The organism is Synechococcus sp. F70.1, from assembly GCF_047502745.1.
Lineage (GTDB): Bacteria > Cyanobacteriota > Cyanobacteriia > Thermostichales > Thermostichaceae > Thermostichus.
In genome coordinates, this window is the sequence record NZ_JANSJL010000073.1 from 1 (window position 1) to 20,727 (window position 20,727).

Sequence of the window (20,727 nt, forward strand, 5' to 3'; positions counted from 1 at the left end):
GCTGGATCCCTTCAGAGGGCATCGGTGAGGCGAAATTGAACCATCCCCTGCCGCTCTCCGTCCCCTTCGACGGTGTACTCATCCTGCTTTATATTCAGGGTGACCAGCTTGCCGCTGAGGCGGTTGGCGCCTCGGCACAGGTGATCCAGAGCATCGCGGCCGGGCAGCCCCTCGGTCGTTTTGCGGGGAATTGGATTGAGCTCGCCGCGATCGCAAAGCAGAACAGGAGCCCGCTCAGCGGTAATTCTGAAAATCTGCTCTTGGTCGGAGTACTCCGCCCGATCCCCTTCGACAGCGCGGTTGGCTTGCACAATGACCACCTGACCAAAGAAACGGGCGTCGCCGCTGGCTTGCTCAATTTCCACGTGGTTGGCGTAGATCACCGTCGGTTGATCCACATCCGCTTGAGTCTGGGGGTTTTGGAGGCGCCGCGCCAGCCAGTCTCCCTCGATCTGCTCGATCACCACCTCTCCCCGCAGCTCCACCTTCTCAGGGGTGATGATGGCCTGGTTGGCCTTGGCTTTCCGCCCCCGCTGGATAAACTCGACGGCCCCACTGAACTCCGAGGTGCCGGTGCGGGAGTTGTAAACCAGGCGGGCAGCCCGCACCTCCGTTTCAGCCTGGCGCAGCTCCTCCGTCAGGGATCCGCTGCCGCCAGCCGGCGTGGAGGTGGCCATCTGCCGGTAGAGCACATTCTCTTCAAAGACGAAGATCTTGTCGCGGTGGTTGCCCTCCAAACGAGCAGCCGTGAGCACCCGCCCAGGCTCGCGCAGGGTAACTCCCCCTGTCAACAGGCTTTGGGACTCGCGACGGCGGTAGATGCCCTGAGCTGCCTGGATGGTGGTTTCCCCCTGTTGAACTTCCAGGTTGCCTTCCCCGCGGGCAACTTGCGTGTTGCGGTCGTAGGTGAGGCGGTCGGCAATGATGGTAACTTCCTGGTTCTGGGGGTTTGGAGTTGCCGCGGAAGCGGGAGCAGCCTGGGCCAAGCGCAGGTCGGCCAGGAGGGGATCCCGGCTGCTTTTAGCAGCCACCTCCTGCAACACCACGCCACCCGAGAGAATGCTTTGCGCCTGTTGGCGTAGGTAGGTGCCTTGGGGGGCGCGAATCTCAAGACCCCCTTCGCGGATGCGCAGGTTGCCCTTCCCCTCGGCCACCTGCTGGCTGCGGTCGTAGGTGAGCTGGTCAGCGGTAATGGTGGTGGAGGTGGCGCCGTCCAGACCCTCCCCCGGCAGGACAACGAGCTTGCCCTGCTCGGCCCTGAGGAGGGCAAAGGGAAAGTTAAACGAGCCGGAGCGGCCTTGCAGCACCATTTCTTGCCCTTTGACGGTAAACGCTGCTGGCACTTCTATGCGCTCTGCAGGGGTAATCCTCAAGGCGCTAGTCAGGAGCAAGCTGCCGTCGTCACTTCTAACCTCCACTTCTTCCTCCAGGTACAGCTCGTCGGCAGTGGCATCGTAGCGGGCTCGCTTGGCCCGCCAAGTCACCTGCTTGCCGCTGGCAAAAAACGGACTCGGCGCGCCTTCCCCGGCATCGACACCGTCTCCATAGAAGTAGCCCCGCGCTCCCTGCTCGAACACCTGTTGCCCGGCAGCCAGCTTTACCTGTTCGGCGATGAGTCGCCAACGACGGCGTCCCCCCTGCTGTCCGACAATGTCCACCTTGCGGCTGACCGAAAGGGGCTGATCTGGGGGAAAAGGCTCCACTTTCACTTCTTCAATTTCAAGAGCCAAGGCCCAGGCAACCAAAGCCGCCAAGAGCCCGCTCCCCAAGAGCGCTACCCCTAGATTGGAATGGAAAAATTGCCGCATCCTTACGACTTCTCCGCTTTGATCCCCAGCTCCTCAACCCGGCAGTTAGGCTGTAGCTTAGCGCAGTTTGCCAGCAGCAGGAGGATCTAGATCACAACCCCCGTCTTCCCCTTAACTAACCCAAGCGGCTGAGGATAAAGCCCAGCCCCAGAAACAGCCCCAGCCAAAAGTGGAGGCCAACAGCAATGAACTTGGAATGACTAATCCGCTGCGGCTGATTGTGATAGGTGCCCAGCAGCCGGGAAAGCCGCACGGCAGACGGGATCCCGGCACAACCCAGAAGCGTCCAAGCTGGGAAAATCCCCAGCCCCACAAACAGCAGCAGCAGGCCAAAAACACTGCCGCAGATCCAGGGGACGAGGCGGGCGGAGCGGCGGGTGCCCAGGCGAACCACTGGCGAGCGCTTGCCGGCAGCGCGATCATCTTCCACTTGATGGAAATGGGAGCAAAACAAGATCAAGCTGGTTGCCATTCCCACCACCAGCGAGGCTGCCAAGGCCGGCAGCGACCAAGTCCGACTTTGGCTGTAGTGGGCAGCCAAAACCGCCAGTGGACCAAAGCTCAAAAAGCAGAGGATCTCCCCAAGACCTTGGTAGCCCAGGCGCAGCGGCGGCCCCTGGTAGGCGTAGCCTAGCCCGCAGGCCAGCAGCACCAACAGCAACACCGTGGGATCCCCCTGCCGCCAGCTCAGCCAGAGGATCCCGGCTAGCCCCAGGGCCAGAAAGGCGTTGCCAACCCAGAACACCTGCGCCGGCTTGCCCGTCAGGTTGACTAGCGAGTGGAGCTTGTTTTTGTCCACTCCTGTCTGGGCATCGAACACGTCATTGCTGAGGTTGACCCAAGCCAGGAGGCAAACGGCCGCCCCCAAAAACACCAGCAAAATCTCCACGTCCATTGCACCCACCTGGGCGTAGGCAATGGCGGATCCCACCCAAATGGGCATGATGGCCACGCTGTAGATGGGGGGCTTGAGGGCAGCCATCCACAGCTGTCGCCGCAAGGAAGCATCGCGGCTGCTCTCTTCCCCAAGCTGGCCTTGGCTAGCCTTTGGATTTGTCTTAGGCGGCTGCGGCTGGGCAGGCATGGTGGTATTGGCTTGGTCCCGTACTTGTTAGGTTAGGGGGCTCCTGTTCCCATCTCCAAAGATCTAAGGAACTTTGCAATCTGTGAAGAAGCTCCTCAAGTTTCGCCCCTGGCTCCTCTCCTTGTCTTGTTCGCGGAAGCGAACCGTAGGTTCAAGCGCCCTGCCAAGTCTCTATCGACGCTTGTCTTGTTTTCGGCCAAGGTGAGATTATCTCCCTCTTTTTTGCGCATGACTTCCTCTCTTTTCCCCTGGAATGTCCACGGCGCGGCAAGAGCCGGGCGGCCGCCGCTAAGCCCTGCTGATTGGCCAGAGAAGGAAAAGCCCCTCCTAGAAGCCTGCCAACAGCTAGCGCGGGCAAAGGGGGTTCCTCAGATTCTCAGCTTGGCCTGGCCCTTCCCCGGGCTCAATCCCCTGGCGGCCCTGGCCCAAGAGTTGAGCTTGCTTCCTCTCCAGCACCTTCCTAGCTATTGCTACTTTGCCCACACGGTGCAGGGGGAACGGGTGCAAGTGCTGGGGTGGGGATCCCTGCGGCGGGCTGATCTTGCCGGAGAGAAGCGATTCCAGGTGGCGCGAGACTTTGTGCAAGCCCTGCAGCCTCATGTTCACACCGCTCCGGCTCTAAGTAGCCCCCAGGAGCGCCTATTGTGCTTCTGCCGTTTTGGCTTTGCCCCCCACAGTGGCGGCGGAGCAGCGCTGGTTCTGCCGCGCTGGCAGCTACTGCAGGTGCAGGGGGAGGTGACGGTGGCGCGGCTCAACCTAGAAATTGGCCCCGACAGCGACTTGGCAGCCTTAGCTGGCCAGATCGCCGCCTTTTTTGCCCACATGCAGCGCCTTGCCCAGGCCCCCTTGCCCGCCTGGAGGCCCCAGCCCCCTCTGGAGGTGGCACTGGCAGAAGAGGCCCTCTTGGCGCGAATTGAAAAGGCCCTGCAAGTCATTCGGGCGGGATCCCTTGAGAAAGTGGTGCTGGCGGAAGCGGTAGACCTGGCGTTGCCTTCTCCCCCCGCCATCCCTTCGCTGCTGGCCTACCTGGAGGCCTATCATCCCGACTGCAGCGTCTTTGCCTTTGCCTCAGAAAGCAAGGGGGATTTGCCTCCCCAAGTCTTTTTGGGAGCTAGCCCGGAGCGGCTGCTTTCGGTGTGGCAAGGCCGGGTGCAGATCGATGCCTTGGCGGGCTCGGCTGCCCGCGGCTCTACCGGGCCCCAGGATTGCCGCTTGGCCGAGGAGCTGCTCCGCAGCCCCAAAAACCGCCGCGAACACCAGTGGGTGGTGCGCTCAATTCAGGAGGCTCTGGGCTGGCTGGGGATGGATCCCTGGATCTCCCCTCAGCCACGGCTGCGCCGTTTGGCCCACATCCAGCACCTGCAAACTGTTATCGAAGCGGAACTTCCCGACCACGTCCACCTGTTTGACCTGTTGGCCCAACTCCACCCCACTGCCGCTGTGGGAGGCTACCCCCAGCAGGCAGCACTGCAGTGGCTGGCGCAGCTAGAGCCCTTTGATCGGGCAAGCTATGCCGCCCCCTTGGGCTGGGTGGACTTACAGGGCAATGGCGAGTTGGTGGTCGGGATCCGCTCAGCCCTGATTGAGGGGAAGCGGGCCCGCCTGTATGCTGGCGCTGGCATCGTAGCCGACTCCAAGCCCGAGCAGGAGGTGGCTGAGATCCGCCTCAAGCTGCACGCGCTGGTCCAGGCCCTGGCCCTCCGGCCGCCAGATCCCCTGGGTCCTTAGCCGAGAGCTGGCCAAGCCGCTACAACGGTCTTCGAACAGTTAAATTAGAGAGCTGGCCCTCCAACGGCCTCGACTTGTCGGCAGCATGGTTACCCTCAATCCCACCTATTCCCTGCCCAGGGCCGGATCCCGCGCCCAAGTGGGTCTCTGGCCCGGCGTTATCGAGCATTACCGGGAGTGGCTCCCCGTCAGTCCCAACACCCCCGTAGTGACGCTGCATGAGGGCAATACCCCTTTGATCCCCGCTCCCGCGCTGAGCCGACGGCTGGGGCGAGACTGCCAGGTTTACTTGAAGCTGGAAGGCCTCAATCCCACGGGCAGCTTCAAGGATCGGGGCATGACCCTGGCGGTGTCCAAAGCCAAAGAGGCGGGGGCAGAGGCCATCATCTGTGCCAGCACCGGCAATACCTCGGCAGCAGCTGCTGCCTATGCAGCCAAAGGGGGCTTGCGGGCCTACGTGCTGATCCCTGATGGCTATGTGGCCAAGGGCAAGCTGGCCCAAACCCTGATGTATGGGGCGGAGATCATTGCCATTCGGGGCAACTTTGACCAGGCACTGGCCATGGTGCGGCAACTGGCGGAAGCCTACCCGGTGGCACTGGTCAATTCTGTCAACCGCTTTCGGCTGGAGGGGCAGAAAACTGCCGCCTTTGAGGTGGTGGATGCCTTGGGAGATGCTCCCGATTGGCTCTGTATTCCGGTGGGCAACGCCGGCAATATCACCGCCTATTGGATGGGCTTTTGCCACTACTACCAGCGAGGCAAGGCCAGCCGTCGCCCACGGCTCTACGGCTTTGAGGCTGCTGGCGCCGCCCCCATCGTCCTCAACCGTGTCGTGGAGCACCCAGAAACGGTGGCCACGGCCATCCGCATTGGCAACCCTGCCAGTTGGGCGAAGGCCAGGGCGGCCGTCCAGGTCAGCGGTGGCCGGGTGGACAGTGTAACTGACGAGGAGATCTTGGCCGCCTATCATCTGCTGGCAAGAGAGGAAGGGATCTTCTGCGAGCCGGCCAGTGCCGCTGCAGTGGCGGGATTGCTGAAATGGCGGGATCAGGTGCCTGCCGGCGCCCAGGTGGTGTGCGTGCTCACCGGCAACGGCCTTAAGGATCCCGACACGGCCGCCCAACAGGGATCTGCTCCCATCCACGCGGGGGTTCTTCCCGACTTGGCTGCTGTGGCCCGCTTGATGGGCTTTTAGGGCTGCCGGATTCGGGTAGCGGGAGCATGACCTCCTCGCTCAACGTACTCCTAGGCAAATGAACTTGCCGCTGTTGCGAACGGGGACTACCAGTACAGCGCCAAGGCCCGCTTGCCCTCTTCGGGCTGTGCGCCTTGGCTTGCAGCAGCCTGGCTTTGGTCAGCCTGCTGAACTAGCGGAAAGTGCCGCTCTAGCAAGGCAGGGACAGCTTGCGGAGAAACACCGCTGTAGCAAACTTTGTCGGGCAGGAACACCACGTTTGGGCCCCGCTGGCAATCTTTCAGACAGCCCACCCCCTGCACGCAAATTGAGCCAGAGTAGGCAGCCAAGTGGAAGTTCAGGGCCTGCATAACCGCTCCAGCTCCAAGCCGATAACAGTTGGATTTTTGGCAGACCAGCACCTTACCTTTAGCCTTTGGAGCACCTGGCTCAGGATCTGCCTCGGCCCCGGAAGCTATACACCCTGCCCTCTCTCCGAGCGGAACCACGCGGTAGAGCACCCATTTCTCCCGCTCCTTGAGCAGATCGACTTCCCGCTCCCCCGCAATCTGCACCCTATCCCCTGGCTTGAGGGTACGGCAGAGGGCAGAACGCAGCGGCTGGGGGATCTTGCCGACAAACACTTCTGCTTCGGCCTGCCAGCGCAAGTACTTGAGCTTGCCATCCTTGTCGGGAAGAAATCCCAGGAACTGGCCCTCTACCTCAAACGGGATCCTTTGCTTAGCAAACTTGCTCATCTTGTCCGCCAGCCTCTGCGTTGAGCCGCCAACAAGCCTCTAGGCTGTCCAACAACTCCTGCCGCCGCGCCGTGTATTGGCGGATCACACTTCGCACCTGCACCACAGCCAAAGGCGAGTCCACCTGCACCTGCAAATAGCCCTCTCCCGTACAGGTTGCTGGGATCCCCAACTCCACCAGCCGCCGCCGAATGCGCCAGCGCTCCCCTAGCGGGATCTGCAAGCAATAGCCACTTTCATAGGACAGGGGGTTCATGGCCAGAAGCAAAGCCTCGGCAAATAAGTCTAAACGCAGCTAGGCAATAGTGATATGAGTTTTCAACAAGACGTTGCAAAAACGAGCTCTGCCTGCAAGCAGCAGGCCCCCTTGACCGGCAAGCCTGCTCTGGATCTGGGCTAGGCTCTGGCGTCCATCAAGCCAAACACTAGGCTGTCATTGGCCAGGAAGTGATTGAGGTGAAAGGCCCGATCCTCCGTCTTCAGCAAGATCTGCTCGTAGAGGTAGCGGGTGGCGCGATCCCCTAAGCTCTCCGCCTGAGCAGCCTGGCGCCGCAGCAGATCGATGATGGCCTGCTCCGCAGCCAGATCGTTCTTCAACATTTGCCGGGCCTCGAAAGCGCCATCGGGCTCGGGGGTAAAGCAGCAGAGCTTGGCCAAGCTGCTAAAGGTAGCCACTGGCACACCCCCCAAACCAGCAAGGCGCTCTCCCAGGTCGTGGACGTGTCCCCTCACCTGCTTGCAGTGATCCTTGAACAGTTGGTGTAGGGGGTAGAACTCAGTGCCCTCCACCACAAAGTGGTGCTTTTGGTATTGCAAGTACAGCCCTTGGAAGCTGGCCAGAAGGGCGTTCATCCCCTCGCAGATTGGCTGGGTGACCTCCGGGCCGAGCAGGACAGCGTTGTTGCGGACGGTGTTGAAGGCCTGACGCAAGGTTGAGGTTTCAGACATAGGGCAGGGTTCTCCAAAGTGAGGATACAGCTATCTATCCAGACTACCCAACGGAGTTGATTGAGTCGACGCAGGGGTTTTTGGTGTTGACTTTTCCCCAGCATAGGGCAAACTAGTAGCTCTTGTGAATAGCTCTCAATAAAGCTTCTTGAACAAGCGCCAGGGGCGGAAACTGTGGGGGAGAGGATGGCACACTGGATTAGGGATCCCGTACCGACCCTCACTGGGGAAAGATCATGTCGCGGACGGAGGCGAGAATGCCCTCCTGGATTGAAAGACTTATTCACGTGACCCAGCGGGCTGTTGCGCGTGCTCGGGGGCAAGAGGGGAACCCAGAAGGTTGGGCCGGCTACCTGCTCCAAGAGAGCCTGCTAGAGGCGGAGGCCGAAATGGGCCATTGCAACGTCCTGGTGATTGGCAAAAGCGGGGTGGGCAAAAGCACTTTAGTTAACGCGGTGTTTAAAGACGAGCTGGCCCGCACTGGAGTTGGCAGCCCTGTTACCCGCCACATTCGCAAGTACTCGAAGCAGGGTTGCCCAATTACCATCTACGATACACCTGGCATGGAATTGGCGGGAGAACAAAATACCCAAATCCGTCTCGAGGTGGCCCAACTCATCGACGAGCTGCGCTTTAAGGATCCCAAACATCACATTCACATTGTTTGGTATTGCATCCACCACGAGCTAAAGCGGCTGGAGGAAACCGAGCGCGAGTGGCTAAGAGAGTTAGAACTCAAAGATGTGCCAGTCATCCTGGTCTTGACCCAATGTCTGGAATACCCAAATCCCGAAGAGAGCGAGTTTTTCCAGTACTTGCAGCGCCAAAATCTGCCCGTTCGCTACATCGTTCCTGTTTTGGCCCGGGACAAGGTCATTAACCGACACCTCACCATACCCGCCCATGGGCTGGAGCACCTGATTGGCTGTACGTCGGAGCTACTGCCGGAAGCCGCTCGCCTTGCTTTCATCCGGCAGCAGTTGTTGCGGGTAGATCTCAAAGCTGATGCTGCTTTTAAGTATGTGTCGGCCTATGTGGCTAGCGCAGCGTTCATCGGGGCCGCACCCCTTCCTTTTGCGGATGCCCCTCTACTGGTAGCGTCACAAGTGGGCATGATTGCCAATATTAGCTTTATCTTTGGCTACAAAGCTTCTCCTTCTTTTTACTACTCTCTGATAGCGAGTCTGGCGGGCATTGGGGGCGCAGTGGTCACTGGGCGGGCGATTGTCTCCAACTTGCTAAAGATGATTCCTGGCGCGGGATCCCTTGCAGGCGGCATTATCCAATCCACCACAGCAGCCACCCTCACCCTTTCCCTGGGCTTGGCTTACATTGAGCTGATGAAAGCCATTGCTCGCGCTGAAATTCGAGGGATCCAGCTCTCCCAAAAGGAAGTGCAGGAGATCTTTGTGCGCGAGTACCGACAATATGCGGCCTCTAGGCGCACTGCTCTAAAAGAGTGAGGGCCGCTCCTATTGGCTAGGCAGCGAACTGGAGCTGTAGATGGATTGGGACTCTGCTGCAGGCAAAGGGGGGGAGCTCTCCAGCCCAAAGGTGCCATTGACTAGGTACAAAGGGCGGCCCTTGACCTCTTCAAAAACGCGGCCCAAGTACTCTCCAATCACGCCTAGGCTAATCAACTGGATCCCGCCCAAAAACAAGATCATCACGGCCAAAGAGGCGTAGCCAGGCACGTCGGATCCAAACAGCAAGGTACGGACGACGAGGAAAAGGCCATACAGCAGAGCGGCTAGCGAGATCCCCAGGCCCAGATAGCTCCACACCCGCAGCGGCCAGGAGCTAAAAGAAGTGATGCCTTCTATGGCTAGGTTCCACAGCCGCCAGTAATTCCACTGGCTTTTGCCGCGAAAACGGGGGGCGCGGTCGTAAAAAATGGCCACCTGGCGGTAGCCCACCCAGGCGAAAATCCCCTTCATGAAGCGGGTGCGCTCCCGCAGTTGCTTGATAGCATCCACCACCTGCCGATCCAAGAGACGAAAATCCCCCGTATTGCGCGGGATCGGCACCTGGCTCAGCTGCTCGATCACCCAGTAAAACCCGTTGGCCGTTAGGCGTTTTAGCCAGCTTTCCCCTTGGCGACTGCGGCGCACAGCGTAGACCACCTGGTACCCTTGCCGCCATAGCTGCAGCATCTGGGGGATCAGCTCGGGTGGGTCTTGCAGGTCAGCGTCGATGGGAACAACAGCCCTGCCGGAGGCATAATCCAGACCCGCCGTGAGGGCAATCTCCTTGCCAAAACAGCGGGAAAGGTTGACCACCTTGATGCGAGGATCGCGGCGATGGAAAGCAATGAGTTTCTCTAGGGTGTCGTCCTGGCTGCCGTCGTTGACACAGATAACCTCGTAGGGGATCCCCAGGGGATCCAAGGTGAGCTGCAAGCGCTCAAACAGGGACTCTAGGTTGTCTGCCTCATTTTTGCAGGGGATGACAACCGAGAGCTCAGGAGTAAGGGGAGACATCGGAAAAAAAGTAGGGATTCTTTCTCTAGCAACTCTTGTGTTGAGCGCTGGGCCAGGGGAGACTTTGAGTCACTGTTGCCGCTTTTGGCCTCCCACCTAATTGAGCCTTTGACCCGCCCACGAGATTGGCTCTTGCCATCGGCCTGGTAAGTAATCTAGGACAAGGATGAAAGCTTGTCCACCAAGATTTGTCGACAAACTCAATCCTTACTGGCTGGCCGACATCTCAGCCACAATCGAGCGCAGCTCGTCTTCGGAAAGGCGGTAGACCTTGTTGCAGAATTGGCAAACCACCTCCGCCCCCCCATCGGTTTGGATCATCTCCAGGAGCTCATCCCGCTCTAGCATGCGCAGCGCCCCCTTCACCCGCTCGGAATTGCAGGGGCAATGGAAGCGGACAGGGAGCACCTCTGGCGCTAGCTTGAGATCCAAGTCACCTAGCCAAATTTCTAGCAGCTCCTGCAAAGCTTTACCGCGGGCCAGTTGGGGGGTGAATTCCTCCACCTGGCTTAGCCGAGACTCTATCTCCGAGATCAAGTTGGCCGGCGCGCCTGGCAGGAGCTGCACCAGCACTCCACCGGCAGCACGGACTCGCTGGGAATCGAGGCTCACCCCCAGCAGAACCGCCGAGGGGATCTGCTCAGAGGAAGTGAGGTAGTAGCTAACGTCATCTCCCACTTCTCCTGAAACCAGCTCTACAGTGCTGGTGTAGGGCTGGCCGTAGCCTAAGTCCCGCACGACGTGCAAATAGCCGTAGCGCCCAACCGCCTGGCCCACATCCAACTTGCCCTCAGGGGTGAGGGGAAGTTCAATAGCCGGGTTGCTCACGTAGCCGCGCACTGTACCATCCACGCCGGCATCGACGTGAATGCCACCAAGGGGGCCATTGCCCCTAATTTGCAGGCCAATCCGGGCTTGGGGTTCCTTCAGGTCAGCCGCCAGCAGTAGAGCTGCACTCATGGCTCGCCCCAGCGCCACTGTTGCTACATAGGAGAGCTGGTGCCGCTCCCGCGCTTCCTGGACTGCCTGAGTGGAAACAACGCTCACCACGCGAATGTTGTCTTCTGCCGCCGTACCTCGGATTAGGTAATCCGGAGGAGAGGGGGGAAGACTTTCAGAGATGGCTTTTGGGTTTTGCCATTGCTCTGAGCCGCAGGCGCCTTTCATCACAACCTCGATACTCCTCTCAGAAGCCAGCTTGCCGGGATCTCCTAGCGGCTTGGGCTTGCTGCAACTTCCTAAAATCAAAGCTAGCTTGCCCCATACCATCATAGGCAGCTTATCCCCAGGGCAAAGAGAGTTTGCAATTTTTCCCTCCCCTTACTAAGGTGTGCCATCCTGAGGATCCAGGCCAATCCAACACAACTCCTCGCCTTTTGGCCTTTTATGGTGGATCACCTCACCGCCCAACTCTTACAACATGCAGCCAAGCGCCGCTGGCAAGAACACGCCTATAGCCGATTTTTGCGGGACTGGCGCCGACAAGTGGTATTGCTGCGCCGCCAGCGTGCTGGAGAGTTTGGCCAACCGCTAGGGGATCCCTCCTGTGCCTTTAGCGCTCGCTCGGCATGGTTGCGCTGCGCGGTCAATCCCCAGGGGCCCTGTCAGGGCTGCCCCCACTACCTGCCTCTTATCCCTCCAGCGCCGGCCTCCCGCCACAGCGGCTCGGAGTAGCTGCAGGATAACCCCAGGGCGCGACAAGCGGCGTTTTCCGTGCTCTACACCGCTGGCGCAAGCAGAGGGGGGAAGATACGCCCGGGCCCATTTGTGCCAGAATAAAGGACGATAATTCCATCGGCAAAGGCGGGATTCATGGCCCTCTACCTTTCGGCAGAGCACCTCCACGCCATCCGCCAACACGGCGAACAGGCCTTCCCCTACGAGGGCTGCGGCATTCTAATTGGCGAGCTCAACGGATCTGACAAGCTCGTCCACGAGCTTTGGCCGGTGGCCAACAGCTGGGATCAGGCTGAAAACCCCTTGGCGGATGGGGAGTCCAGCCGCCGTCGTTTCTTGATCGAGCCAGCTGACTTCAAGCGAGCCAGCGACTATGCTCGTGGCAAGGGCCTAGGGATCCTAGGCACCTACCATTCCCATCCCAACTACCCTGCCCTCCCCTCCGAGTTCGACCGGCAGCATGCCTTCCCCTGGGGCTTTTCCTGCGTGATCGTCAGCGTGCGCGAGGGCAAAGCAGAGGAGGTGGCCAGCTGGGTTTTGGACGAGCAGGAACAACTGCAGCGGGAGCCCATCCAGGTTTGGGCGGAGGCATCCCCTGCCTTGCTCTAAGCCTCTCTTTGGCTGGGGAGCAAAGCGGTAGTCTGGACTGGAGAGTTGGCCAGAGGATCCCAGAGCCTCAAGTGTTCCCTCAAGATCGCTAGACTCTTTTCCCGAACTCCTATGGCAACCAAGATCTTGATCCCTGCCCCCTTGCGGCCTTACACCGACAATCTGGAAGCGGTCGAAATCGAAGGTAGCAGCGTTGGCGAGGTGATGCGCAACCTAGTTACCCGCTACAGTGAGCTCAAGCGGCACCTCTACACGGAGGATGGCAAGCTGCGCAACTTCGTCAACGTCTACCTCAATGACGAGGACGTGCGCAACTTGGCCCAGGGCGATGACACCCCTGTAGGCGAAGAGGCTGTCATTAGCATCGTCCCTGCCATTGCCGGAGGGTGGTGACCATGTTGAACCTAGACACCAGCCAAGTCACGCTCTCCCGCGAGGAGATGGAGCGATTTTCCCGCCATTTGATCCTGCCGGAGGTGGGCCTGGAAGGGCAGAAGCGGCTAAAGGCGGGCAAGGTGTTGTGCATTGGCACAGGCGGCCTTGGCTCGCCCCTGCTGCTTTACTTGGCCGCAGCCGGCGTGGGGCGGATTGGCATTGTTGACTTTGATGTGGTTGACGTGTCCAACCTGCAGCGGCAGGTCATCCACGGCACCTCCTGGGTGGGCAAGCCCAAGGTGGAATCGGCCAAAAACCGCATCCTGGAGATCAACCCCTACTGCCAGGTGGATGTCTACAACACCGCCCTGAAGGCTGACAATGCCCTAGAGCTGTTTGCCAACTACGACGTGATTGTCGATGGCACTGACAATTTCCCCACCCGCTACCTGGTCAACGATGCCTGTGTTTTAACGGGCAAGCCCAACGTCTACGGCTCCATCTTCCGTTTCGAGGGGCAGGCAACGGTTTTCAACTACGAGGGCGGTCCCAACTACCGCGACCTCTACCCCGAGCCACCCCCGCCAGGCTTGGTGCCCTCCTGTGCCGAGGGGGGGGTGTTAGGGATCCTCCCGGGCATCATCGGCCTCATCCAGGCAACTGAGACCGTGAAAATCCTGCTGGGCATCGGCACGACGCTAAGTGGGCGGCTGCTCCTTTACGATGCCCTGAAGATGAGCTTCCGCGAGCTAAAGCTGCGCAAGAATCCTGACACCCCGCCCATTACTCGGCTCATCGACTACGAGCAGTTCTGCGGCATCCCGCAAGCGCGGGCTGGAGAACAGGCAGAAATCCCCGAGATCACGGTGGACGAGCTGAAAGCATGGATGGATGCCGGCAAGGAGTTTGTGCTTGTCGATGTGCGCAATCCCAACGAGTGGGAGCTGGGCCGGATTCCGGGTGCCCACTTGATCCCGTTGCCCCAGATTGAAAATGGAGATGGAGTGGAGCAGGTGCGGCGGCTTCTCAACGGCTCAGAGCTAGTCGTCCACTGCAAAAGTGGGGTGCGCTCGGCCAAAGCCTTGAAGATCCTGAAGGCAGCCGGGATCGAGGGGAAAAACCTGCGCGGTGGTATCCTCGCCTGGGCTGAAGCCTACGATCCCTCCATTCCCAAATACTAGTAGTCCATAGCTCTGGCCCTCCCTGGTGGTTGCTTAGGATAAACTGGAGGGCTCTTTTTACCCCCATGAGCGCCATTTTGCCAGCGGAGACGGAAACCCTCTTCCACTCCATCCCCGAAGCCCTGGAAGACCTTAGGGGTGGCCGCATGGTCATCGTGGTCGATGACGAGAATCGGGAAAACGAAGGGGATCTCATCTGTGCTGCCCAGTTTGCCACGCCAGAGGTGATCAACTTCATGGCCACCCATGGGCGGGGTCTTATCTGTCTAGCCATGCAGGGATCCCGCCTCGACGAGCTGAAGATCCCGCTGATGGTGGGGCAGAACACTGACAGCAACCAGACTGCCTTTACGGTCAGCATCGATGCCGGGCCAGAGTTAGGGGTTTCCACGGGCATTTCCGCTGCCGATCGCGCTCGTACCATCCAGGCGGCCATCCATCCCCATACGCGGCCGGAAGACCTGCGCCGACCAGGGCATGTCTTTCCCTTGCGGGCAAGAGAAGGTGGGGTGCTCAAGCGGGCCGGGCACACCGAAGCAGCGGTGGATTTGGCCTTATTGGCAGGGCTTTACCCGGCAGGCGTGCTCTGCGAGATCCAAAACCCGGATGGCTCCATGGCTCGCTTGCCCCAGTTGGTTGAGTTTGCTCGCAAGCACAATCTTAAGATCATCACCATTGCCCATCTCATCGAGTACCGGCTGCGCACGGAGCGGTTGGTCCATCGTGGGGCTACCGCCACCCTGCCGACGGAGTTTGGCCAGTTTCAGGTCTACGGCTACCGCGACACCCTCAACCAGGTAGAACACCTAGCGCTTGTGAAGGGGGATCCGACCCAATTTGCCGCCGAGCCTGTCCTGGTGCGCGTGCAAGCGGAGTGCCCCCTGGGGGATGCATTGGGATCCCTGCGCTGCGACTGTCGTCGCCAACTGACTGCTGCCCTGAAGATGATCGACCACCAGGGCAAGGGGGTGCTGGTGTACCTGCGGCGCCCAGAGCTTAGCCTCATCGAGCAAATTCAGTCCTATGCCCGGCAGGATCTAGGTCTTGCCGAGACGGTGCCAGCAGGGGCAATGGACCTGCGCGATTACGGCATTGGCGCCCAGATTTTGCGGGATGTGGGGGTGCGAAAGATGCGTCTTATCAGCAACACCTCCCGCCACATCAGCGGCTTGAGGGGATTTGGCCTGGAAGTAGCCGAGCGGGTGCCCCTGCTGGTGGAAGAGTCGGATCTCAGTTTGCAGATGGAGCCCTCCTGCTCTCTTACCGGAAAGTTTGAACCGCAGCTCCACCCCGGTCTAGGACGGTAGGGCAGTGGAGGGTCGAGGGCCCTAGCCCAAAGACGGCGCAGGATCTGCTCTCGACGCCGGAAGCTCTAGAAGAGCTCCTTGCGGCAGCAGGTGCTGTGCCAGAACGGGGACTTCGGACTGCAGTCGCAAGAAGCGAACGAAGACAGGGATCGCTGGCCAGGAAAGCCGCGCCAGTACCCCTTGGGAACTGCTCCGGCAAACCTTAGGGGATCTCCTCTCCTAGCGGGAGTGGCGACGCTCCGGCTTCGTCTTGCTGCAGACCATTCAGAATCGTTACAGTAGTTTACGTTCCTTAGCAGAGCAGGTTTCCCCTATGGCCCTCCTTCAGCGGTTTCTCGGGCTGCTGACTTCTGTCCTGCGTCACGACAGCGTTGGCCCGCGGTGGTCTCAGGTGGGCTGGACAATCCTGCGGGGGGTGGCAGGGCTCTTCATGATCCACAACGGCCTTGACAAACTGGCAGATATCGAAGGATTTGCAGCGGCTTACGTAGAAGTCATCGGCTTGCCCTTCCCAATCTTTTTCTCCTATGTAGCTGCCTACACTGAACTGATCGCGGCCCCCCTGGTAGCCCTCGGCCTGTTCACCCGGCCTGCCGCGTTGAGCTTGGTAGCAACAATGGCGGTGGCCATGTTTCACCACATCAAGGTGGCTGGTTTCAGCGTTTCCTACCTGGAGCTATCAGCTATCTACGCGGCCATCTTCTTGGCCTTTGCTGTGAATGGTGGCGGCTGGTTTTCGGGGGATCAGCTTTTGGTGAACGCCATCGAATCGTGGCTAAACCGCGCTAGCCGAGAAAAGCTGGAGAGCTTGCAGTCTTCTTTGCAAGCGGCTACAGAGCAGGTTAGGGCAGCGGAGAAAGAAGCGGCCGAAGCCCCTCCGCCGCCTCCCTCCTGAGCTGGTCCCTTCCCTCAGGTCTGCGGGTGAGGGCTAAGCGCGACCGGCAGCCCGCTCCATCAGGCGTTGATGGGTGGAGCGCACAGGCTCTCCCGGCTTAGGCCGTCGCTGCACGTAGGTGCCGTCAGGACGCAGCTCCCAAGCCTGCCGGTTGTCTGTCAGGCAGATGTCCAGAATAACCTTCAGCTCCTGCTTCAACACCGGATCCTCCACGGGGGCAACCACCTCGACGCGGCGATCCAGGTTGCGGGTCATGTAGTCGGCGCTGCCAATGAAGTACTCCTCCTGGCCGTTGTTGTAGAAGTAAAAAATGCGGGAGTGCTCCAAAAAGCGCCCAATGATGCTGATGACGCGGATGCGCTCGCTCAAGCCTGGGATCCCTGGCCTTAGGCAGCACATGCCGCGCACAATGAGGTCAATCTCCACCCCTGCCTGGCTAGCCTCGTAGAGCAGCCGGATCATTTCCGGGTCAGTGAGGGAGTTGATCTTGACGATGATCCGCCCCTGACCCCCTGCCTGAGCGTGGCGCATCTCGCGGCGAATGAGAGCTTCCATCCCCTGGCGCAGCGTGCGGGGAGCTACCAGGAGCTTGCGGAAGTGCCGCTGCCGCGAGTAGCCAGTGAGCACGTTAAACAACTCGGTAACATCGTGGCAGAGCGTCTCGTTGCAGGTAAACAGGCCTAGGTCGGTGTAGATACGGGCAGTTTTGGGGTTGTAGTTGCCGGTGCCGATGTGGACGTAGCGGCGCAGGGATCCCTCCTCTTCTCGCACCACCAAAGCCAGTTTGCAGTGGATCTTCAGCCCCGGCAGGCCATAGGCCACGTGAACCCCGGCTTTTTCCAGCTTCTTGGCCCAGAGGATGTTGTTTTCTTCGTCAAATCGAGCCTTCAGCTCCACCAAAGCGGCCACCTGCTTGCCATTTTCGGCAGCTTGGATGAGGGATCCCACCACTGAGGAGTCCCCGGAGGTGCGGTAGAGGGTTTGCTTAATGGTGAGCACCTGGGGATCGTTGGCCGCTTCCTCCAAAAATCGCTCTACGCTGGCGGCAAAAGACTCGTAGGGGTGGTGCACCAGCAGATCCCCTTCCCGAATGACGGCAAAAATATCCACCGGCTCCTCGCTCACCGAAGCAGTGCGCAGGCGGGGCGGTGTGACGGGCCCCCAAGGCGGATCCTTCAAGTCGGGCCGGTCTAGGTTGAGGAACGCCATGAGCCCGCCCAGGTTCAGAAGGCCATCCACTTCGTACACCAAGTCGGCATCCAGGTGGAGTTCCTCACACAGCCGCTGGCGGATGGCAGGGGGCATCGACTTGGCAACCTCCATGCGCACCACCGAGCCGAAGCGGCGCTTGCGCAGCTCTTCCTGAATGGCGGCAAGCAGATCGTCGGCTTCGTCCTCCTGGATGGCCAGATCAGCGTCGCGGGTGATGCGGAAGGGATGGTACTCCAGCACCTCCATGCCCACAAACAGCGCCTCCAGGTGGTGGGCAATCACCTGCTCCAGCGGCACAAAGCTCACCCCATCCCGTAGGGGCACAAAGCGGGGCAGGGTGTTGGGCACTTTGACGCGGGCAAAATGCTCCTTGCCCGTTTCTGGATCCCGCACCACCACCGCCAGGTTAAGGCTGAGGTTGGAAATATAGGGGAAAGGATGGCCCGGATCCACCGCCAGGGGGGTGAGCAGGGGAAACAGGCGGCGATCGAAATACTCCCGCAGTTCCTGCCGCTCTGCCTCCGTCAGGTCGCTAAAGTTGCGGATGTGAATGCCTTGCTCTGCCAGCTTAGGCACCAGCTCTTGCCGAAAGCACTCGTGCAACTTTTGAATCAGGGGCCGTAGGTGCTGGGAAATCTGGCGCAATTGCTGCTGGGGGGTGAGGCCATCGGGGGTTGGCAGCAGCACGCCTGTTTCCAACTGGCGGCGGATCACTGCTACCCGCACCATAAAGAATTCGTCCAGGTTGCTCTCGAAAATAGCCAGAAACTTCAGCCGCTCCAGCAAGGGAGTGCGCTCGTCCAGGGCCTCGTGCAACACCCGGGCGTTGAACTCAATCCAGCTCAGCTCGCGGTTAAAGTAATGCTCGGGCAGGGCGTAGCCCTCTTTGGTGGGGGCAGTCGGGATCCCACCCGGGTCAACCCCAACTTCTGCAGGGCAACTGCCTGGGCCAAGCTCAGAGGAAGGAGGGTTTCCTGGAGGCAACATCGTCATAAGGCGGGATTGGAGAGGGGGCAGCCGACCCCATCCTATCCTGCTGACTCTCCCTCAGGGGTTCTGCTCGCCCTGGACAAAGAAGAGGCATCCCCAACCGGCTGGGGCGGACGTTCCGGCAGCAGACCCTGCGGGCGGGTGAGGAGAATAACCTGCAGGAGGAGCCCGATGAGCAGAATGCGCAAAGGACCAGCCCGCGTAGCCCACTGGGGCGGCAGACGATTGGTGAACAGTTCACTGGCCGACCACACCCCCCAAATGGCCAGCGCCCCCAGCAAAGCGCCACGGTTGTTGCCACTGCCCCCGGCAATCAACATCACCCAGACAATGAAGGTGGCAAACTCGGGCTGAAAGGCTTCCGGGCTGATGAAGTTGACAAAATGGGCATAGAGGGCCCCTGCCAACCCCATGAGCATGGATCCCAGGACAAATGCCTGGAGACGAAACTGGAGGACATCTTTGCCCGCAGCTAGGGCTGCCGGCTCGTCCTCCCGAATGGCCCGCAGCACCCGTCCCCAAGGGGAGCGATAGGCCCGCTCGCTTAGCCAGTAAACGCCTGCCAAAACCAAGAGCACCAAGCCCAGGTACAGCAGCGTATCCTGCCCTGGGATCCAACCGCGAAAGGGCCGCGGGATGCGAGTGATACCGCGTACGCCGTTGGTTAGCCAGCCCTCGTTTTTCAGGATTTGGCTGATGATCTCGGCAATGCCAATGGTGGCGATGGCCAGGTAGTCAGAGCGCAGGTTTAGGGTAATCAAGCCAATCAAAAAAGCAATGGCTCCCGCCACTACCGCTGCCACCGCAAAGCCCACCCAAAAGGGCAGCGCAAAGCCCCCCAGATGTTCAGGGCTTGGCGGCGTCGTAACAATAGCGCTGGCGTAGGCCCCCAGGGCAAAAAAGGCCCCCACGCCAATGTTGAACATACCGGCGTAGCCCCACTGGATGTTGAGGCCCAGCGCCAGTACGCTGTAGATCCCGACCAAAATCAAGAAGAAAATGGCATAGCTCAGCATCAGGCTCGCCCCCCCACTAGCCCAGTAGGCCGGAAGATCAGCAGGAGGACCAGGATAGCAAAGGCCACCCCCGTCTTGTAGGCTGGGCTAATCACCAAGGTTGAGAACTCCTCCGCTAGGCCAATCACCAACCCCCCAGCAATGGCTCCGTAAGGACGACCAATGCCGCCGAGGATGGCGGCAGCGAAAACGGGCAGCAACAGCCGCCAGCCCATCGTAGGGTGCAGCCGGGTATCTAGGCCGAGGAAGATGCCCGCCAGACAGGCCAAAGCCGCCCCGAGGGTCCAGGTCCAGAGAATGATCTGCTCCGTATCGATGCCGGTCACCTTGGCCAAGTCAAAGTTGTCGGCCATGGCCCGCATGGCTTTCCCCACCCGCGTGTGCTGCAAGAACAGGTGCAGCGCCACCACCAGCAGCGCCGTTCCCGCCAAAATCACCACCCAGTCTGGCTTAATGCGCAGCCCACCCACCTCCCAGGGGATCTGGATGCCCTGGCGGTACACCTGGTTGTCGGGCCCCCAGAGAATCTGCACCAGGCTGCGCAAAATCAGGGCCGTGCCAAAGGAGGAAATGAGCAAAATAACGGGGGCCTCCCGGCGCAGGCGACGATAGACCCATTGGTCGATCCCCACCGCACACACTGCCGTTGCCAAGGCTGCCGGGATCCAACTGACCCCCAAGGGCCAGCCCCAGCCGACAAAGGTCAGGGCAAAATAGGCCCCTAAGGTCATCAGATCCCCGTGGGCGAAGTTGGCAAAGCGCAAAATGCCAAAGGTCAGGGACACGCCAATTGCCCCCAGGGCGTAGATGCTGCCCAACACAAGGCCGTAAATGAACAGTTGCAACAGTTGCTCCACAGCTGTGCCGCAATCTCTTGCCTGATGATGCCACAGGCGGATCTCAGTAGGATAGCGCTAGGGTAGGAGGAGGCGCCCAAGAGAGAGCCGTGCCGTCTCATTCTTTTTGGATGCTGGGGTGGCTCGTAGCTTTCGCTCTGCTGGGCCCTGCCTGTAGTGGGCCGGAGCTGCCGGCAAGCAGGGATCCCACACCTGCAGCCTCTCTTCCCACCCCCCAGTTACTCTACGAAGACATCACTCTTACCCAGGCCAAACCCGACGGTGGTCTGCTCTGGCGCTTGAAGGCACGCCTAGCCAAGTACGAGCCGCCGCCGTCAGAGGGTACCCCCGTGCAGTTGGGATCCGCCCACTTGGAGGCCATCGAGGGAGAGTTTTTTGACGAAGACGACCGCGCCGTTCGCGTCCGGGCCAAGCAGGGATCTGCCTACCCCAGCCAACGGCGACTGGAATTGAGGGGGCAAGTCGAGGTAGAGTCCGAGCGGGATAACCTGCGCCTGCAGGCCCAGCGGCTGGAGTGGCTGCCGGCCCAGCGCTTGCTCAAGGCTGAAGGCGAGGTAAAAGTGGAGCTGTTGGAGGATCAGGGCTTCCTGCAGGGGGACCGCCTGCTGATGGACTTTGGCCAAGG

General features: G+C 60.3%; 19 protein-coding genes and 1 pseudogene. 10 read left to right on the plus strand and 10 right to left on the minus strand.

From position 1 onward, the window contains the following. Positions 1 to 11 precede the first annotated feature (11 nt). Complete coding sequence (locus NW860_RS07765; RefSeq protein ID WP_414513455.1) at positions 12 to 1,754, minus strand: hypothetical protein; 1,743 nt, start codon at positions 1,752 to 1,754, stop codon at positions 12 to 14. Positions 1,755 to 1,923: 169 nt separating this feature from the next. Further along, positions 1,924 to 2,790, minus strand: a complete 867-nt coding sequence (menA, locus tag NW860_RS07770; protein ID WP_414513478.1) for a 2-carboxy-1,4-naphthoquinone phytyltransferase — start codon at positions 2,788 to 2,790, stop codon at positions 1,924 to 1,926. Between the two features lie 330 nt (positions 2,791 to 3,120). On the opposite strand from menA, the gene NW860_RS07775 reads away from it, so the two are divergent. After that, on the plus strand, positions 3,121 to 4,620 hold the full coding sequence (locus NW860_RS07775; RefSeq protein WP_414513457.1) for an isochorismate synthase: 1,500 nt from the start codon (positions 3,121 to 3,123) through the stop codon (positions 4,618 to 4,620). 85 nt (positions 4,621 to 4,705) lie between these two features. Next, on the plus strand, positions 4,706 to 5,818 hold the full coding sequence (gene thrC / locus NW860_RS07780; RefSeq protein ID WP_414513459.1) for a threonine synthase: 1,113 nt from the start codon (positions 4,706 to 4,708) through the stop codon (positions 5,816 to 5,818). Positions 5,819 to 5,904: 86 nt separating this feature from the next. Here thrC and NW860_RS07785 read toward each other — a convergent pair whose 3' ends face one another. From NW860_RS07785 to NW860_RS07795, 3 genes are all read right to left on the minus strand, one after another. Further along, the gene (locus tag NW860_RS07785) at positions 5,905 to 6,555 is read right to left on the minus strand and encodes a (2Fe-2S) ferredoxin domain-containing protein (protein ID WP_414513461.1); all 651 of its coding nucleotides are present in this window, start codon (positions 6,553 to 6,555) and stop codon (positions 5,905 to 5,907) included. Beyond that, the gene (locus NW860_RS07790; RefSeq protein ID WP_414513463.1) at positions 6,539 to 6,811 is read right to left on the minus strand and encodes an Asr1405/Asl0597 family protein; all 273 of its coding nucleotides are present in this window, start codon (positions 6,809 to 6,811) and stop codon (positions 6,539 to 6,541) included. Before NW860_RS07790 ends, NW860_RS07785 begins: the two co-directional genes overlap by 17 nt. A 140-nt stretch (positions 6,812 to 6,951) precedes the next feature. After that, on the minus strand, positions 6,952 to 7,503 hold the full coding sequence (locus tag NW860_RS07795; RefSeq protein WP_414513465.1) for a Dps family protein: 552 nt from the start codon (positions 7,501 to 7,503) through the stop codon (positions 6,952 to 6,954). 236 nt (positions 7,504 to 7,739) lie between these two features. Here NW860_RS07795 and NW860_RS07800 point away from each other — a divergent pair, with 236 nt between their 5' ends. Continuing rightward, positions 7,740 to 8,966 (plus strand): YcjF family protein, encoded by a 1,227-nt coding sequence (locus NW860_RS07800; protein WP_414395465.1) that lies wholly within the window; start codon positions 7,740 to 7,742, stop codon positions 8,964 to 8,966. A 9-nt stretch (positions 8,967 to 8,975) separates the two neighbouring features. On the opposite strand, the gene NW860_RS07805 is transcribed toward NW860_RS07800, so the two are convergent. Beyond that, positions 8,976 to 9,983 (minus strand): glycosyltransferase family 2 protein, encoded by a 1,008-nt coding sequence (locus tag NW860_RS07805; protein WP_414410794.1) that lies wholly within the window; start codon positions 9,981 to 9,983, stop codon positions 8,976 to 8,978. Between the two features lie 207 nt (positions 9,984 to 10,190). After that, a complete protein-coding gene (gene hslO, locus NW860_RS07810) occupies positions 10,191 to 11,150 on the minus strand; it encodes an Hsp33 family molecular chaperone HslO (RefSeq protein ID WP_414411588.1) in 960 nt (319 codons plus the stop codon). A 219-nt stretch (positions 11,151 to 11,369) separates the two neighbouring features. Here hslO and NW860_RS07815 point away from each other — a divergent pair, with 219 nt between their 5' ends. The 6 genes and pseudogenes from NW860_RS07815 to NW860_RS07840 all read left to right on the plus strand — a co-directional run bounded on the left by NW860_RS07815 (position 11,370) and on the right by NW860_RS07840 (position 16,027). Beyond that, the gene (locus tag NW860_RS07815; RefSeq protein ID WP_414395459.1) at positions 11,370 to 11,657 is read left to right on the plus strand and encodes a DUF6464 family protein; all 288 of its coding nucleotides are present in this window, start codon (positions 11,370 to 11,372) and stop codon (positions 11,655 to 11,657) included. Positions 11,658 to 11,795: 138 nt separating this feature from the next. Further along, positions 11,796 to 12,269 carry a M67 family metallopeptidase gene (locus NW860_RS07820; protein ID WP_414513468.1) on the plus strand — a complete coding sequence of 158 codons (474 nt, stop codon included), beginning with the start codon at positions 11,796 to 11,798 and terminating at the stop codon, positions 12,267 to 12,269. Between the two features lie 111 nt (positions 12,270 to 12,380). Next, entirely contained in the window at positions 12,381 to 12,662 is a 282-nt protein-coding gene (locus NW860_RS07825; protein WP_414395455.1) for a MoaD/ThiS family protein, read from the plus strand. A gap of 2 nt (positions 12,663 to 12,664) precedes the next feature. Beyond that, the gene (gene moeB, locus NW860_RS07830; RefSeq protein ID WP_414405129.1) at positions 12,665 to 13,825 is read left to right on the plus strand and encodes a molybdopterin-synthase adenylyltransferase MoeB; all 1,161 of its coding nucleotides are present in this window, start codon (positions 12,665 to 12,667) and stop codon (positions 13,823 to 13,825) included. A gap of 65 nt (positions 13,826 to 13,890) precedes the next feature. After that, positions 13,891 to 15,054: pseudogene (gene ribB, locus NW860_RS07835) on the plus strand (3,4-dihydroxy-2-butanone-4-phosphate synthase); the annotation flags it as partial. 391 nt (positions 15,055 to 15,445) lie between these two features. Further along, on the plus strand, positions 15,446 to 16,027 hold the full coding sequence (locus NW860_RS07840; RefSeq protein ID WP_414513470.1) for a DoxX family protein: 582 nt from the start codon (positions 15,446 to 15,448) through the stop codon (positions 16,025 to 16,027). A gap of 33 nt (positions 16,028 to 16,060) precedes the next feature. On the opposite strand, the gene NW860_RS07845 is transcribed toward NW860_RS07840, so the two are convergent. From NW860_RS07845 to NW860_RS07855, 3 genes are read right to left on the minus strand one after another with little or no spacing between them, the layout of a single operon-like run. Beyond that, on the minus strand, positions 16,061 to 18,232 hold the full coding sequence (locus tag NW860_RS07845; protein ID WP_414513472.1) for an RNA degradosome polyphosphate kinase: 2,172 nt from the start codon (positions 18,230 to 18,232) through the stop codon (positions 16,061 to 16,063). Positions 18,233 to 18,267: 35 nt separating this feature from the next. Continuing rightward, positions 18,268 to 19,245 carry a branched-chain amino acid ABC transporter permease gene (locus tag NW860_RS07850; protein WP_414395449.1) on the minus strand — a complete coding sequence of 326 codons (978 nt, stop codon included), beginning with the start codon at positions 19,243 to 19,245 and terminating at the stop codon, positions 18,268 to 18,270. Continuing rightward, positions 19,245 to 20,090 (minus strand): branched-chain amino acid ABC transporter permease, encoded by an 846-nt coding sequence (locus NW860_RS07855; RefSeq protein ID WP_414405126.1) that lies wholly within the window; start codon positions 20,088 to 20,090, stop codon positions 19,245 to 19,247. The genes NW860_RS07850 and NW860_RS07855 overlap by 1 nt, the downstream gene beginning before the upstream one ends. A 122-nt stretch (positions 20,091 to 20,212) precedes the next feature. Here NW860_RS07855 and lptC point away from each other — a divergent pair. After that, a partial coding sequence (lptC, locus tag NW860_RS07860) for an LPS export ABC transporter periplasmic protein LptC (protein ID WP_414513474.1) occupies positions 20,213 to 20,727 on the plus strand: 515 nt, incomplete at its 3' end.